The organism is Bacteroidota bacterium (assembly GCA_041658205.1).
Taxonomy (GTDB): Bacteria; Bacteroidota; Ignavibacteria; order UBA10030; family UBA8401; genus UBA8401.
Map to the genome: position 1 here is coordinate 605,486 of JBBAAO010000001.1, position 16,275 is coordinate 621,760.

Annotated in this window: 19 protein-coding genes; 6 read left to right on the forward strand and 13 right to left on the reverse strand. The window is 40.3% G+C overall.

Annotation, left to right across the window (positions count from 1 at the left end; translation table 11 throughout):
• Positions 1–12 precede the first annotated feature (12 nt).
• From WDA22_02385 to WDA22_02395, 3 genes are all read left to right on the forward strand, one after another.
• Entirely contained in the window at positions 13–510 is a 498-nt protein-coding gene (locus WDA22_02385; protein ID MFA5832301.1) for a TraR/DksA C4-type zinc finger protein, read from the forward strand.
• The gene (locus WDA22_02390) at positions 480–1,130 is read left to right on the forward strand and encodes a signal peptidase II (protein MFA5832302.1); all 651 of its coding nucleotides are present in this window, start codon (positions 480–482) and stop codon (positions 1,128–1,130) included. The genes WDA22_02385 and WDA22_02390 overlap by 31 nt, the downstream gene beginning before the upstream one ends.
• Positions 1,131–1,229: 99 nt before the next feature.
• Entirely contained in the window at positions 1,230–2,210 is a 981-nt protein-coding gene (locus WDA22_02395) for an RluA family pseudouridine synthase (GenBank protein MFA5832303.1), read from the forward strand.
• A 108-nt stretch (positions 2,211–2,318) separates the two neighbouring features.
• Here WDA22_02395 and WDA22_02400 read toward each other — a convergent pair whose 3' ends face one another.
• The gene (locus WDA22_02400; GenBank protein ID MFA5832304.1) at positions 2,319–2,606 is read right to left on the reverse strand and encodes a rod shape-determining protein MreC; all 288 of its coding nucleotides are present in this window, start codon (positions 2,604–2,606) and stop codon (positions 2,319–2,321) included.
• Positions 2,607–2,953: 347 nt separating this feature from the next.
• On the opposite strand from WDA22_02400, the gene WDA22_02405 reads away from it, so the two are divergent.
• The 3 genes from WDA22_02405 to WDA22_02415 all read left to right on the forward strand — a co-directional run bounded on the left by WDA22_02405 (position 2,954) and on the right by WDA22_02415 (position 5,663).
• The gene (locus tag WDA22_02405) at positions 2,954–4,204 is read left to right on the forward strand and encodes a hypothetical protein (GenBank protein MFA5832305.1); all 1,251 of its coding nucleotides are present in this window, start codon (positions 2,954–2,956) and stop codon (positions 4,202–4,204) included.
• 59 nt (positions 4,205–4,263) lie between these two features.
• Positions 4,264–4,407 carry a hypothetical protein gene (locus WDA22_02410; protein MFA5832306.1) on the forward strand — a complete coding sequence of 48 codons (144 nt, stop codon included), beginning with the start codon at positions 4,264–4,266 and terminating at the stop codon, positions 4,405–4,407.
• Positions 4,408–4,727: 320 nt separating this feature from the next.
• A complete protein-coding gene (locus tag WDA22_02415) occupies positions 4,728–5,663 on the forward strand; it encodes a CPBP family intramembrane glutamic endopeptidase (GenBank protein MFA5832307.1) in 936 nt (311 codons plus the stop codon).
• A gap of 6 nt (positions 5,664–5,669) precedes the next feature.
• On the opposite strand, the gene mreC is transcribed toward WDA22_02415, so the two are convergent.
• From mreC to ndhC, 12 genes are all read right to left on the reverse strand, one after another.
• Positions 5,670–6,494, reverse strand: coding sequence for a rod shape-determining protein MreC (mreC, locus tag WDA22_02420; GenBank protein MFA5832308.1), 825 nt, complete (start codon positions 6,492–6,494; stop codon positions 5,670–5,672).
• A 6-nt stretch (positions 6,495–6,500) separates the two neighbouring features.
• Positions 6,501–7,526: a rod shape-determining protein gene (locus WDA22_02425; protein MFA5832309.1), complete on the reverse strand. Its 1,026-nt coding sequence runs from the start codon at positions 7,524–7,526 to the stop codon at positions 6,501–6,503.
• An 11-nt stretch (positions 7,527–7,537) separates the two neighbouring features.
• Complete coding sequence (purH, locus tag WDA22_02430; GenBank protein MFA5832310.1) at positions 7,538–9,088, reverse strand: bifunctional phosphoribosylaminoimidazolecarboxamide formyltransferase/IMP cyclohydrolase; 1,551 nt, start codon at positions 9,086–9,088, stop codon at positions 7,538–7,540.
• A complete protein-coding gene (purN, locus tag WDA22_02435) occupies positions 9,084–9,674 on the reverse strand; it encodes a phosphoribosylglycinamide formyltransferase (protein ID MFA5832311.1) in 591 nt (196 codons plus the stop codon). The genes purH and purN overlap by 5 nt, the downstream gene beginning before the upstream one ends.
• A gap of 125 nt (positions 9,675–9,799) precedes the next feature.
• Positions 9,800–10,738, reverse strand: coding sequence for an LD-carboxypeptidase (locus WDA22_02440; GenBank protein ID MFA5832312.1), 939 nt, complete (start codon positions 10,736–10,738; stop codon positions 9,800–9,802).
• Positions 10,739–10,740: 2 nt separating this feature from the next.
• Complete coding sequence (locus tag WDA22_02445) at positions 10,741–11,562, reverse strand: hypothetical protein (GenBank protein ID MFA5832313.1); 822 nt, start codon at positions 11,560–11,562, stop codon at positions 10,741–10,743.
• A gap of 72 nt (positions 11,563–11,634) precedes the next feature.
• The gene (gene nuoF / locus WDA22_02450) at positions 11,635–12,900 is read right to left on the reverse strand and encodes an NADH-quinone oxidoreductase subunit NuoF (GenBank protein ID MFA5832314.1); all 1,266 of its coding nucleotides are present in this window, start codon (positions 12,898–12,900) and stop codon (positions 11,635–11,637) included.
• A gap of 55 nt (positions 12,901–12,955) precedes the next feature.
• Positions 12,956–13,420 (reverse strand): NAD(P)H-dependent oxidoreductase subunit E, encoded by a 465-nt coding sequence (locus WDA22_02455; protein ID MFA5832315.1) that lies wholly within the window; start codon positions 13,418–13,420, stop codon positions 12,956–12,958.
• Positions 13,421–13,486: 66 nt separating this feature from the next.
• A complete protein-coding gene (gene nuoD / locus WDA22_02460) occupies positions 13,487–14,743 on the reverse strand; it encodes an NADH dehydrogenase (quinone) subunit D (GenBank protein MFA5832316.1) in 1,257 nt (418 codons plus the stop codon).
• Positions 14,744–14,762: 19 nt separating this feature from the next.
• Entirely contained in the window at positions 14,763–15,245 is a 483-nt protein-coding gene (locus tag WDA22_02465; GenBank protein MFA5832317.1) for an NADH-quinone oxidoreductase subunit C, read from the reverse strand.
• A gap of 40 nt (positions 15,246–15,285) precedes the next feature.
• Positions 15,286–15,828, reverse strand: a complete 543-nt coding sequence (locus tag WDA22_02470) for an NADH-quinone oxidoreductase subunit B family protein (GenBank protein MFA5832318.1) — start codon at positions 15,826–15,828, stop codon at positions 15,286–15,288.
• Entirely contained in the window at positions 15,819–16,172 is a 354-nt protein-coding gene (gene ndhC / locus WDA22_02475; GenBank protein MFA5832319.1) for an NADH-quinone oxidoreductase subunit A, read from the reverse strand. Before ndhC ends, WDA22_02470 begins: the two co-directional genes overlap by 10 nt.
• Between the last annotated feature and the right edge of the window lie 103 nt (positions 16,173–16,275).

Sequence of the window (16,275 nt, forward strand, 5' to 3'; positions counted from 1 at the left end):
AAAAGGATAACAATGGCAAAAAAGATCGTCAAAAAAGCGAAATCCAAACCGGCAAAGAAAGCGGCGCATCCGAAAACATCGGCGGCAAAGCTGAAGAATGTAGCAGAAAAACCGGTGAAGAAAAAATCGGTCAAAGGCTTTAATACAAAAGACCTCATATACTTCAAAAAGATCATTACCGAAAAGCGGAAAGAAATATTGGAGGAACTGGCGATCTTGAAAGAAAGTATGATGGATGTGACGACCGGTGAATATGCTAGTGAGAACTCAACCTATTCAACGCATATGGAGCAGGGAACGGACGCGATGGAGCGTGAAAAGACATTCTTATTTGCATCGCGCGAAGGAAAGTTTCTAAATTATCTTGATGATGCGTTAAAACGGATTGACAAAGGAACATACGGTTTCTGCATCAATTGCGGAAAATTGATTCCCAAAGCACGATTAGAAGCTGTGCCCCATGCGCAATTGTGCATCGAGTGCAAGCATCTAAAGAAGGGATCGATGTAACAGTGAGAGTTCTTTTTTTAACCGCTTTCATCGTCATTGCAGATCAGATCTCTAAGTTCATGATAAAAGGGATCGACGTTCCATCCCTTGGAATATCATTCAAAGGGATGCAGTTGGGAAGTTCGATTCCGGTGATGGGAGATTTTATTCGCATAACGTTTATTGAAAATCCCGGAATGGCTTTCGGAATTGAAGTGGTGGACGGGAAGCTGTTTCTTACATTGTTCTCGATAGCGGCAAGTTTCGGCATATTGCTCTATCTGTATGTGATGCGAACGGAAAAGATATTATTCCGTATTTCTCTTGCATTGATTCTTGGTGGAGCGATCGGCAATTTGATTGATCGGACTTTCTACGGAGTGCTGTACGGTGAATCGGAGCTGTTCCACGGGAAAGTGGTAGACTTTATCGATGTTGATTTCTTCAATATTGATGTGTGGGGATTCTATCTTAATCGATTCTGGGTCTTCAATATCGCCGACGCATCTGTTTCTATCGGTGTGTTGATGATGTTAATCTTTCATCGTTCATTCGTAGATCAAGAAGATCAGCTGCCGGTAGTCGAATCGTCATCCATTTCGTCATCTGATTCTTCCACGGAGTCAACTCCAACAACGTAAGAGTAATTATCATAACCGTATTTGTAGATGCTCGCCGATCCGAAGAATCACTTCGTGAAAGCGGGCATCTTTTTTTCCTAGATCGTAAATCGTCTTTTCATGAAAAACCATTTCGAGATTCGTATTCCTGCCGGCCAAATGAAGGAACGGCTTGATGTCTATCTGACGAATCATACGGAAAATGCCACTCGAAACAAGGTTCAAGAGGCGATTAAAAATGGAGAGGTGTTGGTCAATGGAAAAGCGGTAAGACCAAGTTATTCCATTCTCCCCAATGATCTCATAGCGATCAATCTTTCCCGCCCTGATCCTCCTGAAGTAAAAGCAGAATCCATCCCGCTTGACATTATTTACGAAGATGATTATTTGCTTATCGTTAATAAACCTGCAGGAATGGTTACGCACCCGGCATATAAGAATTATTCCGGCACGCTGGTCAATGCACTCATGCATCATTCTGAAAAACTTTCCCAACTCCATTCTGAAGAAGACGAAGAGTTTGATATCGTCAGACCAGGAATTGTCCATCGGTTGGATAAAGATACCAGTGGGTTGTTGGTAGTAGCGAAGGACGAAACGACCCATCAGAAGTTGGCAAAACAGTTTGCTGCAAAAACATCGGAACGAGAATACAATGCTATCGTCTGGGGCACATTCAAGCAGCAATCCGGTGTTATTGACGCCCCGCTTGGAAGGAGTAAAAGAGATCGGAAAAAAGTTGCCGTTATTGACGATGGTAAACATGCGGTTACTGAATATGAAGTAATGGAGCAATTTGAATTTCTTGCGTTGATAAAATTACATCTTCGAACCGGCCGAACTCACCAGATTCGTGTACACCTTTCACACATTCATCATCCGGTATTTGGAGATGAAACGTATGGAGGGAGAGAGATCATCGCTGGAAAAGTTGAAGGGAAGAAGAAAGCGGAATTGAAGAATCTCCTGGACATGATGCCTCGTCAGGCGCTTCATGCCAAGAAACTCGGTTTTGTCCATCCGCAGACAAAAAAAATGATTCGGTTCGAAAGTGAATTGCCGGAAGATATGAAGGCGGTTTTGATGAAACTACGTCCGTAGTTATTTTTTCTGCAATTCCAACGCTACCCGTTCCAAACTAGGAACATAATCCATCACAAACACTTCCTCTGATTGCGTTAGATTGACGGTAGGAACAACCTCAATCTTCTAGAAAAGACTATTGGGAATTTCACTGATTGAACTGACAATACCTACTTTGATTCCCGGTGGAAATGCGTTGCTATATTCTGAAGTGATGATTGCATCTCCTTCACGCACATCTTGAGTTTTTGCGACATTTTTCAGTAACAACGTCTTTCCATCCCATGCAATAATACCGTCGACTCTGCTTCGTTGTATCTTTGTGCTCGCTCTGAAATCAACATTGACGATCATTTGTCCGATAGCATATCCGCCGCTGACGGCGACAACTCTGCCATCATTAACAAGTTTGATCTACAAAAATATTAAAGGTTAATACAAGATGCAGTGAATATAATATAGCTCTCATATTAAAAATTAGGGACGTCTGGAAAGGTTATTGCGAGGAGCGAAGAGACGAGGCAATCTCATTCGACTTAACTAAAAACAAGATTGTTTCGAAAAAAATATCTCGTAATGACATTGTTCAAGAGTTTTTCAGATGTTTCTATTATCAAATGCCTTTATTGGAAATAGCAATCCCAAAAAAATCAAACCTAATAAATCAATGGTATTAAATTGACTACTAAAATAAAAACAGATACAATTGGATTAGAAAATATTGTTTGTGCAATTTATAATTTTATTAATGATCTACAAAAATGTATGTAATTACTGAAAATAGCACAATAGAATTTATGGATCTTATTCATCGAAATGACGATGGTGAAATTATAGTTGGAAACAAACAACAATCATCTTATGTCGTAATTGATTCTATAGGATACGAATCACTAAAACTATTTTCCGAAGGTTTAACAGTTCGTGGTGTTAAAAATAGGCTCAAATTAAAATACTCAAATGAGACTGAGGATATTGTAATTAAAGACTTCCTTGAAACATTTATCGAAGCTGGTCTTATTAAACGAATTAATGGAATTGAAGTACTAATAAAACATAGTGAGAATATTTCGTTTAGAATACCATTTTCTGTTAAAACGGCAAAAATATTATGCTCAACGTATGCAATATTTATTTACGTAATGTTTATTATCGCAAGTGGATATTTAGTTTTATATAATCCACAGATTCGTCCAACATTTTCCGATTTTTTCGTTTTTGATAGATTATTTTTGCTTTTGATTTTTATGACATTAACAGGATGGTTGATGACATTGTTCCATGAAATGGGCCATTTAATTGCAGCGAAATCTCTTGAAATAGATGCAAATGTTCAACTTAGCTCTAGATTGTTTTTTACAGTTGCTCAAACTACAGTAACAAATCTTTGGTCAATACCTCGAAATAAACGATCCCAAGTCTATATTGCTGGAATGTTAGTTGACCTGTTAATCATTTCTGTTATTGTTGTTACTATCTATTTGTTCGAAATAATAGAAAACATTCCAAGTAGTATGTTAGGTGTTCTTTTAAGAATAGTGATGTCTATGCAATTGATGAAAATAGCCTCTCAATTATTGATAATCCTTAGAAGTGATTTCTATTATATAATTGCAAACTGGTCAAATAGCAATGATCTCTATTCTGAGTCAATTTCGCTCCTCAAAAATATTGCAATTCATATTCGAAAAGGGAAACTACCATTTGACCATGAATTATTTACACATCAATATTCTCAGCGTCAAAAAGTAATTGTTGTCATGTTTTCTATAGCGCTACTGATTAATTGGTTAATTGTGGCAATCATATTCGTGTTATTTATTATTCCCTCTCTTTATAATTTGGTAATGAATATTATTGTTCCAGTCATATCATCAGGCAAAATAACAGATCCATTATTCGACACACTATTGCTATTTATTCTGGTAGCTATAAATCTGATCTTACCAATTAAACAATTATTAAATAAAAAATATAAACAGAAAACCAATATTGTTTGTGATGTTATTTAACTATGTCCTTCTCGAGAGGAAATGTAATTCATGCCATATGTGAAAGGAGGTGAATATAAATGAAAATAAAAGCGCGGAAATTGGAAGTCATTGAACCGACTTTACCATGGGTTGATATAATTAGTTTCATTTTCCTTGTAGCGGTTGTATTGTATTGTGAAGCAAATCCAGGTAAATGCACAGTAACAGTTGGCGGACCGTGATGTGCTGTTACATAGGGAACTACAACATAAAATTGGGTCTGTAAATTGTTGTAGTTCCTTTTGTTAATATTAGTTTAAATAATATAGTGTGGTAACAATGAGTTTATTGATATACAAAAAGAACTGCCTAATAAAAAGAATATTTATCAGTTTTAATCAGAGTAAATGAGAAAACCAAACTTAGTATAATATATAGTAGCTAAATCTAATAAATGCCCTTAACATAAAAAAAATATATGTATGATAAGCGGTAAGTAAGAGATGTATTAAAATGATGTATAATAAAATGTGATAATATTTCTATGGTGGTCCAATATTGCATGAAGAAATTATTAGTTATTTTATTTTTGTTGATACCTATTTGTTCATTAAGCTCACAGACTTCAGATACGCTGATATCAAAATATTCGAAAGCTTTTCCTACATGGACATTAATTATTCCTGGTGGATCATATTTGTACAATGGGAGAATATCAGAAGGGTTAACTTTTGCTGCATTAGAAATAAGTGGGGTAGTAATAGGTCTAAAATATAACAGCACCTTAAAAAATAATAGTACATCTCCCTATTACAATTATCCGGCGGTTGTTGCGCTAAAAATATTCGAGGTAGATAAGTGCGACTTTTTAAGGAATAGATTAGAATTAATTAAGCTTAAGGCACCGGATTTTAAGTATGACCAAATCTCTGAAAGTGACCTTTTATTAGCACCATTCAAATCTGAAAATATATTTACACCAATTACAATTGGATTCGTTGGTGCTGCATTGATAGAATTGTTGGTCACTGGGAGAAGAATTGAACAAAAAATTAATAAAGTAGAACAAATATATTTCTTGGATCATTATATTAAAAGAAATCCAGCATTGACTATTTATGGCACAACTTCATTATCACTGAGTTGGGGAGCAGGCGTGAGCGAAGAATATTTATTTAGGAATACAATAATGCCAATTCTTGATTATAAATATGGACAAACCAAGGGATTATTATACTCTAGCATATCATTTGGAATAGGACACTTTACTAATTTAGCATTTTCCAATAAACCTGACTTTGGGCAATCATTGTTGCAGGTTTTTGAAGCAACAATTGGTGGATATTTACTTGGAAGAGACGTACAAAACAGAGGATATCAAATTGGTCCTGCTGTTGCTGCACATACTTGGTACAATTTTACTCTTATACTTGGGTCATTTTTAATAAACCCAAAAGAAAATGTTTTTGCTGTGAATGTAAAGTTTACTGTGAAATAGTCAGTATTATTTTTTCTGCAATTCCAACGCTACCCGTTCCAAACTAGGAACATAATCCATCACAAACACTTCCTCTGATTGCGTTAGATTGACGGTAGGAACAACCTCAATCTTCTGGAAAAGACTATTGGGAATTTCGCTGATTGAACTGACAATACCTACTTTGATTCCCGGTGGAAATGCGTTGCTATATTCGGAAGTGATGATTGCATCTCCTTCACGCACATCTTGTGTTTTTGCAACATTTTTCAGTAACAGCGTCTTTCCATCCCATGCAACAATGCCGTCGACTCTGCTTCGTTGGATCTTTGCGCTCGCTCTAAAATCAACATTGACGATCATTTGTCCGATAGCATATCCGCCGCTGACAGCGACAACTCTGCCGATCAATCCTTCACCAGTAACAATTGGGTTTCCAATCTGAATGCTGTCATCGGATCCAACATTCAGCGTTATTGTATTGCGAAGAAGATTTAAATTTTTTGCTACGACTTTTGCGCCGGTTAATTTTACGATAGATGTTTCCTGTAGTGCAATCATAGAACGAAGGCGGATATTTTCCAATCGTGCTTCGCGCAGTTGATTGACTTCGTCGGCAAGGTTGACATTTACTTTGCGGAGTAACTCATTTTCCCGTTGCAGCGAAGTAAGATTTGGGATGAAGGAGAATGTTTGCTGAATGACTCCGAGCGTTCCAACAGTTAACGAACGGATCTGTCGAATCTGAGTATTGTCATTTAAGACAAGCAGGATGAGCGAAAGAGAGACCAATCCAATAAGTATCACATACTCTTTGAACAGAAAAAGATATTGATAGATGCGCTGGATCATTGCAGATTAATAGCGTCTGCTTGTGAGGAGAACTTTTTGATATTTTTCAAGATTTTCCAATACCCGCCCCGTTCCACGAACAACAGCTGTGAGAGGATCTTCCGCAACGTGAACAGGAAGATTCGTTTCCAATCGGAGCCGCTCATCAAGGCCTTTGATTAATGCGCCGCCGCCGGTCAACATTATTCCTCGGTCAAGGATGTCAGAAGCAAGTTCGGGTGGGGTGCGCTCGAGTGTCATTTTCACACCGTCGATGATGGAGGAAATATTTTCATTCAATGCTTCGCGAATTTCAACAGAACTCGCCTCTGTCGTTTTCGGTATACCATTCACAAGATCGCGTCCTTTTACTTGGATTGTCACTTCTTCCTTCATCGGCATCACAGAACCGACTTCACACTTGATTGCCTCGGCAGTTCGCTCACCAATCAAAATATTATGGTTCTTTTTGAAAAATTGAATAATGGCATTGTTCAATTCATCTCCTGCTATGCGGATTGATTCTTCGTTCACAATTCCGGAAAGAGCTATAACCGCAATTTCAGTTGTTCCGCCTCCGATATCAACGATCATATTTCCAACTGGAGCTTCGACATCCAGTCCAATGCCGATCGCTGCAGCCATCGGTTCAGCAATCAAATGGACCTCTTTTGCGCCAGCGTGTTCAGCGGAATCACGCACGGCTCGCTTTTCAACTTCTGTCACCCCGCTCGGCACGCAGACGACAATCCTGCGACTCGGCATCCAACTGGAATGGATCTTCTTAATGAACTCGCGAAGCATCCCTTCGGCAATTTCAAAATCAGCAATTACACCATCCCGCATCGGACGAATAGTTCGGATGTCGCGATGTGTTCTTCCAAGCATTTCTCTCGCTTCATTTCCGATCGCAACAATTTTTTTTGTATTGCGGTCGAATGCAACGATCGACGGTTCGTTCAGTACGATCCCTTTGCCCTTCATATAGATGAGCGTGTTTGCTGTGCCCAAATCGATGGCGATATCTGCCGAAAAATAATCTAATACACCCATAATGTTATTACTTAATGTTTGAAATGACGAATTCCTGTGAAGACCATTGCAATATTATGATCATTTGCTGCTTGTATAACTTCTTCATCCCGTATCGATCCGCCAGGTTGAATAACCGCTGTGGCTCCTGCGCTGACCGCTTCAAGTAGACCATCTGCAAACGGGAAGAAGGCATCAGAGGCTACAACACTGCCATGCAAAGATAAGTTACTTTCTTTAGATTTCCACACAGCAATTTTCGATGAATCAACCCGGGACATTTGTCCTGCACCCACACCAAGGGTCCGATCTTTCGAACCATAGACAATTGCATTGGATTTAACGTGTTTTGCCACTTTCCAAACAAACATCATTGCTTCAAGTTCATCGGCTGTCGGCTGTCTTTTCGTAACTATTTTTAACTGATCTTTTGTGACTCGAGCTGTGTCTTTCGATTGAATAAGCAATCCTCCGGAGACGGAACGTATGTCCAGTCCAGCGGAATTGTTTTTTAGAATTTGAACAATACGGCGGTCCTTTTTCTTCATCAAAAAATCGAGAACTCCATTTTCGAAGGACGGCGCTAGAATGATCTCCGTGAAGATTTCATTCATCGCTTCGGCCGCTTTCATATCCAATGGACGATTGACAGCGATGATTCCTCCAAAAGGAGCTTTCGTATCTGTTGCAAAAGCTTTGCGATATGCTTCTTCCAATGTTGATGCTGAGCCGGCGCCGCATGGGTTCGTATGTTTTACAATAACCACCGTCGGTTCATTAAACTCTGAAACAAGATTCACAGCGGCATTTGCATCAATGATATTATTGAACGACAATTCTTTTCCATGCAATTTTTTCAACCACTCATCATATGTTCCGTACAAAGCAGCCGATTGGTGAGGATTTTCTCCGTAACGAAGATCGGCATATTTTTTTGATGATACCGTGAAGGTTGAGGGGAGAGTCTGTTGTTGTGCTGTTCCGGAAAGGAATGTAGAAATTGTTGTGTCGTAGTGTGCTGTGTGTTGGAAAACTTCCTTAGCAAGTTCAAAACAAGTCTCCTCGCTGACATGGCCGTTGCGTTCTTGTACTTCCGTCAGGAATGTTGCATATCGTGCATGGTTGACAATCACAGCAGTGAAACGATAATTCTTTGCTGCAGACCGGAGCATCGTTGGTCCGCCGATATCGATATTTTCAATTGCGTCTTCCAGAGTAACATGCTCTTTCGCAATGGTCTCTTCAAATGGATACAGATTTACGACAACAAGGTCGATAGGTTGAATCTTATGTTCATCAAGCTGTTGTCGATGTGATGGGTTATCAAGGATGGCCAGTAAACCGGCATGGACGGCAGGATGAAGCGTCTTGACTCTGCCGTCAAGAATTTCAGGAAAGCCTGTGACTTCAGAAATTTGTTTTGCAGGAATATTATTTGAAATGAGCAGTGAGTGTGTGCCGCCGGTAGAAATAATTTCTATACCTAATGTGTGCAATGCCGTTGCAAATTCGACGATCCCCCGTTTGTCTGAAACACTGATAAGCGCACGCTTGATCTTAAGCAATTCCGATAGTCCTTTAATTCAATGGTTGTTCTGAAATTTTTTTTACTGTCGCTGAAAGAAGCTGATGTTCAATAGTCAATACTTTTGCAGCGAGTGATTCCGGCGTATCTGTTTCTGTAACGGTTACTTTTTGTTGTGCAATGATAGATCCTTTGTCGTATTCCTCATTTACTATGTGTATAGTTGCGCCGGATTCTTTTTCCTTTGCTGCAATAACTGCCACATGAACATTCATACCATACATTCCGGCACCGCCAAATTTCGGAAGGAGTGCCGGGTGGATGTTGATAATTCGATTTGGAAAAGCACGAATGATCTCTGCATCAAGTTTCTTCATATATCCGGCAAGCACAATAAAATTTACATCGTATGCTCGAAGTGTTTCCAGAACCTTCTCTCGAAATAATTTCGCATCAGCAAACTGATGCTGACTGAGATGAAAAGCAGGAATGCCGAACGATTGAGCCAGTGACAATGCACCGGATGAAGAATTGTTACTGAGAACGACGACGATTTTTGCAGAAAACTGTTGTTCAACTATTGCACGATTCAGTGCTTCAAAATTAGAACCGTGCCCGGAAGCAAAAACAGCAATTTTCAACACGCAGGAGACCTTTTAACAACAAAAACATCAAAAATAATAGTAAATGTAAGTACAAATGGACGGTTTGTCAATAAAATGAGGCGAAAAATCAGTTGTTTTTGAATCTTTTTTCCATTTTATCAGATTCACCGAACAGATGGCTCATCAAATCGAAGCGTTCGTTTGGTTGCATCAAGTGTTGCATTGATCCCAAGCGGAATAGTTAATTTTTTTGAAATATGACCATAGACTAAACCACTGACGACCGGTTTTGTGAGACCGGCAAGATAATCATTCATCACTTGTTCCGCGGTTAAGAATGGTTTTGTTGTGTCGCTTGCTTTCACATCAGTCAACTCACACATGATAATGCCGACAGCATCACTGAGAATATTGGTGATGCGGAGTTGATTCATCATTCGGTCGAATCGATAAGATTCTTCCTCTATTTCTTCGATGAACAGAAGAGACTTTTTGAATGAAGGGAGATATTTACTTCCGGCAAGAGCAACAATCAACGAGAGGTTTCCTCCGAGCAGTACGCCAGATTTTTTCCCGGCGACAATCGTTTGTAATTCTCTGTCGTCAGGGTTTTTTACGATTCCCTTATATTTTGGGGATGAAACACATGCCCAAAAATGCTCTTCAGTAAAAGGATCGATCCCTTTGAACATTTCTACTCCGACCATGGGTCCGGAAAATGTTACCAGTCCGGTCTTTTTATATATGGCAAGTTGAAGTGCTGTGAGATCGCTGTACCCCACAAGAATTTTTGGATTTTTCTTGATAAGTGAATAATTCAATAAAGGAAGTATACGGGGTGTTCCATATCCTCCTCGTACAGCAATAATTGCTTTTACATTCCTATCCGCAAACATACTGTTGATATCATCCGCGCGTTCTTGATCCGTTCCCGCAAGGTAACCATAAATTTTTTCGACATTCTTACCAAATGTTACCCGATATCCTAGTCGTTCAAGATATTCTGCCCCTTTATATATTTTTTCAGAAGAACTCGGAGGGCTTGCGGGAGTGACAATGCCAATGAGATCTCCCTTACGGAGTGAACGAGGTTTTATGTTCATAATTATTTTTTGACGTCTACAATGCGCAAGAGATATGAAAAACTCAGTTCAACCCCTTTTGCATAATCGTTTGGGGAATGGTTGAACATTCCGGACAACGTTGCAGTCACATCCCCGAAAGTTTGTTCGATTCCGATCTTACTGCCTGCCAAATGTGGAATGCCTATACCGGCGTGTCCCTTTCTACCGGAACTTTCTGCAAAGATCGACGTTTTTTCTGCAATTGGAAGATAATATTGAATTCCATAGATGAAAACATCATGCTGTTGTCCCAGTACTGTCGGATCACTCAGAATGCCTAGTCCTACGTTGCACGTCCATTTACCGCCAATATGTTTTTCCAATAACAGGGAAGAGTAAAAATTCATCTCGTCTACTCCGAGGCCCGATTCATTGCTTGCGTTCGGAAGTTGGACGCCAAATCTAACAGAAAGACCCAATCCGAATCGATACTCGTTTAACAGACCAAATTTTGTCCATATGGTAAAATCACCAATATCGCCGGTGGGATTCGAACGAGTTGTTCTTCTGGAGTTGAATGCGGAATCACGCTTTGTGACATCCAATAGATTCAGCACTGTTCCCTCAGTCTGCAGTTCTACATATTCACTCAGTGATACCGCAAAATATAAATTTCCGAATTTGAGTAAGTGTCCCTTTAACCCTGAGAGCGGATATGGTTGATTACGGAAGTACGATAATCCAAGATCGAGTTGTGCAAGTCCAGGATCAAGTAGTGCGGAGGATTCGACTGCCAGGGGATGCTGTTGTGCCGTCAAACAGATTGGGAGAAAGATAAAAAGAAGAAGTAGCGTTTTCTTCAAATCGGTCCAATGATAAAATTTGTGAAAATAAAAACGCCGATAAATATTATCGGCGTCATTGTTCGTCAAAAATTATGCCGCTTCAACTTCCTTCTTTTCTTTCACCCGTTTTTCAAACTCTTCTCTGAAGCGTTTTACAAAACTCTGCACCGGCCATGCCGCAGCGTCACCAAGTGCACAAATAGTATTTCCTTCTATTTGATTTGCGACATTCACCAGCATATCAACATCTTCCTGCCGCGCTTCGTAATGTTCAAAACGGTGAAGCATTTTTTCTAGCCATCCAGTTCCTTCACGGCACGGTGTGCATTGACCGCACGATTCATGGTGATAGAAATGAGAAATACGCGTCAACACTCGAACCAGGTCGGTATCTTCATCCATCACAATTAAACCTGCAGTTCCTACGGACGATCCTGCAGCTTTCAAGGAATCAGCATCCATATTCACACCTTCAAGGTTTTCACCACGAAGTATCATTGTCGACGATCCGCCGGGAATAACCGCTTTAATTTTTTTTCCGCCGGAAACTCCACCCCCATACTGCGCATCGTTGATCAATGTCAGAAGAGGCACACCTGTTGGGATTTCATACACACCCGGTTTATTGACATGGCCGCTGATTCCGACGAGGATTGGTCCGGGATGTTTGGCAACACCGATCTTTGAATACCACTCTGATCCTTTATTGATAATGAGTGGAACATTGGTCATTGTTTCCACATTGTTAATTGTGGTCGGAGATGCCCATAATCCTTTTTGCGCAGGGAATGGTGGTTTCACTCTGGGATATCCCCGTTCACCTTCAACAGAATTCATCAATGCCGATTCTTCACCGCAAATATAAGCTCCGGCACCTTTATGAGTGTAGATATTTGTGGAAAACCCTGTTCCGAGAATATTGCTTCCAACATACCCTTTTGCATATGCATCAGCTAAAGCTTTATCTACCATCTTTATCCATTTCCCATACTCGCCGCGGATATAGATGTAAGCTGCGTTTATTCCCATTGCGTAACATCCGATGATGATTCCTTCGATCATCATATGCGGATTGAGTTCGAAGATCTGCCTGTCTTTAAACGTACCTGGTTCCGATTCATCGCCGTTCACAGCAAGATATTTCGGTTTGTCATTTCCTTTCGGCATGAAGGACCATTTTAAGCCGGTGGGGAAACATGCCCCTCCGCGTCCACGAAGACCGGATTTTTTTACTTCGTCGATCACTTCATCCGGTTTCATGGTTAACACTTTTTTCAGTGCAGCATAACCGCCATGCTGTTCATAGGTATCAATCTGGTAATAATTTTTTATGTCCGGGAGAATGTATTTTTCCATAGTCTCATTAAAAAGGTAAAATCCTGTCAGGATGGAATACTGCGACAGGATTGAATTATTTCAAACTTGCTAGAAGTTGTTCGGTCTTTTCCGGCGTCAAATGTTCATGGTACTCTTCGCCAATTGCAATCATTGGTGCTCCGCCGCATGCACCCATACATTCTACTTCTGAAATAGTGAATTTTCCATCAGCGGATGTGGAACCGAGTTTTGCACCGCAGGCTTTTTCAACGGTAGAAAGAATTTTATCTGATCCGCGAAGCATGCACGAAACATTTGTGCAGACTTCAATATGATGTTTTCCCAACTTCTTGTCATTATACATGGTGTAAAATGTAACAACGCCAAGTACATGTGCATACGGAACACCGACAAGATCGCCGATGTATTTCATCATCTCCTGTGAAATCCAACCTTCCTGTTCTTGGGCGATCCATAGGATAGGGAGGAGAGCCGCTTTCTTTTCCGGATAACGGGTGAAGAGTGCTTGTGCTTTTTCGAGATTTTCTTGTTTGAGCATAAAAAAATTAAAAAATGAATATCATAAAAAACCGTTCAGGGATACTTGTCTGTTGAACGGGAATAATTACTTATCCGCTTCACCCATCACAGGGTCAAGACTTCCCAGCACGGCGACGATATCGGAGATCATTCCGCCTTCAACGAGTAACGATGTCGATTGTAAATTCATGAATGAGGGGGAGCGGATCTTTAACCGCCACGGATGTCCTTCACCGCGGGATTGAATATAGAATCCTAGTTCACCTTTCGATGCTTCAACCGCGTGATAGACTTCGCCTACCGGAGGATTTACGCCGAAATTGATCAGCATAAAGTCATGGATCAACTCTTCCATTTTTGTGTAGATCTGTTCTTTGCGCGGAAGGACTTTCTTTGGTTGGTTTGCATGGACAGGACCTGCCGGCATTTTTTCAAGACATTGCCGTATAATTTTTACGCTTTCTTTCACTTCGTTTAAGCGAACATAATATCGGGATAAACAATCGCCGTCATTAAAAACAGGAATATTGAAATCAAGTTCATTATAGATCAAGTATGGCTGAGTCTTTCGAAGGTCACATTCCAACCCTACCGCACGCAGATTTGGTCCGCTCATACCCATAGAGATTGCTTTTTCTTTTGTGATTACACCAACGCCATCCAAACGTTCCACAAAGATTCTGTTGGTATTCAACATGGAAATACACTCGTTGAATTTCTGCGGGAATTGATCAAAAAAGTCTTTTACTGCCGCGATAACATCAGGTGTCATATCATGTGCTAAACCTCCGACACGCGTAAAACTTGTGGTAAAACGAGCACCGGTCAACAACTCGAAAATATCGTACATCTTTTCGCGTTCACGGAATGACCAAGTAAATACTGTTAATGCGCCAACATCCATCGCCAGTGCACCAATACCCAGTAAATGGGACGACACTCGGGCCATTTCGGAGATAATGGTACGTATATACTGTGCCCGTTTTGGCGCTTCAATTCCCACAAGTTTTTCAACTGCAAGAACGTAGGCAGTGTTATTCATTAAGGGGGAAAGATAATCCAGACGATCAGTGTGGGGAATAAATTCGTGGTATGAACAATTTTCAGCGAGTTTCTCATATCCGCGATGCAAATATCCCAGTTCAGGAACACATGCGGCAACGGTTTCACCATCCAGTTTAATGAGCAGACGCAGAACGCCGTGTGTCGCGGGATGCTGCGGGCCCATATTAAGGACCATCTCATTATCAAGTGCATCTTTAAAATAAACGCTGGTGTTTTTATTCTCGAGGGCAGTGAGGATCTTTTGCTGCCGGACTTCCATTGCTTGTTCTAAATTCATCGTATCGTTCTATTAATATTTATTTTCGTGGAAGTGGAATTGAATCGGGGATGCCCATCATCGGGAAATCTTTTCGGAGAGGATGATACTCAAACTCTTCCGGCATATACATTCTTCTCAAATCGTTATGTCCGTCAAAAATTATCCCGAACATGTCGAATGTTTCACGTTCCGGCCAATTTGCTCCTGGCCATACGGAGATGACAGAAGCACAATGCAAATGAGATTCATCAATAAAGATTTTCAAACGGATCCGGTGATTTAGTACTGTAGAGTAGAGATTATAGATCACTTCAAATCGATTTTCTGGAGTGTATGCATCAGCACCGCAGATATCAGAACAATAATCAAATAGTGATGATGCGTCGTCGCGAAGAAATTGACAGACAGAAACAATATCTTCCTTTTTGATATGGACTGTTGTTTCTCCCCGGAACTCTTGAACTGACGTGATGCTATTCGGAAATGCTGCTGTCAATTTTTCTACTACTGTTGTTAACATAAAGTTTATCTTCTTGAGGTTCGATCTATATAATAGAGATTCAATTATTGTTCACGCCTTGAATTTGCAGCAGCTCTCTTTCTCGTATTTCAGCTCCGACGGTCATTGGTGTTCCTTTGCTTTCGCCGCGTTGAATCTTTTCCTGAATCATCATCAATGCATGAAGCAAATTGTCCGGACGCGGGGGGCACCCGGCAACATATACATCCACCGGCAAAAATTGATCAATCCCTTGAACGACAGAATACGTCCGATACATTCCACCAGAAGAAGTGCATGCACCCATAGCAATCACCCATTTCGGATCCGGCATTTGATCGTAGATTTTACGAACAACAGTAGCCATTTTATATGTTGTTGTTCCTGCTACTAATAGGAGATCGGATTGTCTGGGAGAGAAACGAAAAACTTCTGCTCCAAATCGTGCCACATCAAAGCGAGGCATTGCAAAAGCCATCATTTCAATACCACAGCAGGAAATACCGAGCGGCATTGGCCAGATAGAATTTTTTCGACACCAATTAATTGCAGAATCTATAGTTGTTGTTAGTGCGGTGTCGCCAAGTGCGTGTTCTAATCCCATTGCAGAGCTCCTTTTTTCAAAATATAGAGATAGCCGACAAGTAAAATGAGGATAAACAATATCATTTCCACATACCCAAACAATCCAAGCACTCGAAAGTTTACTGCCCATGGATAAAGAAAGATTACCTCAATGTCGAACAGGATAAATAACACTGCAACCATATAGTATTTTACGGAGAAGCGTTCTCGTGCAGATTTTATAGGCGGCATTCCACTTTCGTATGTCGAAAGTTTTTCAGGGTTAGGACGGTGTGGACCTAAAAAGCGTTGAAGCGTCAGGAAAACAATTCCTAGAAACCCTGCTACTCCGATCATCATAAAAATTGGTATGTACGATTCCATAGAAGAAAGATTAATGAAGAAGAAAAAGTATAATGTTAAAATTTATCGAAAAAATGCCCTAAAGTCAATGTAACTAAAGCAATATGAATTCGTTTTTTTTTCA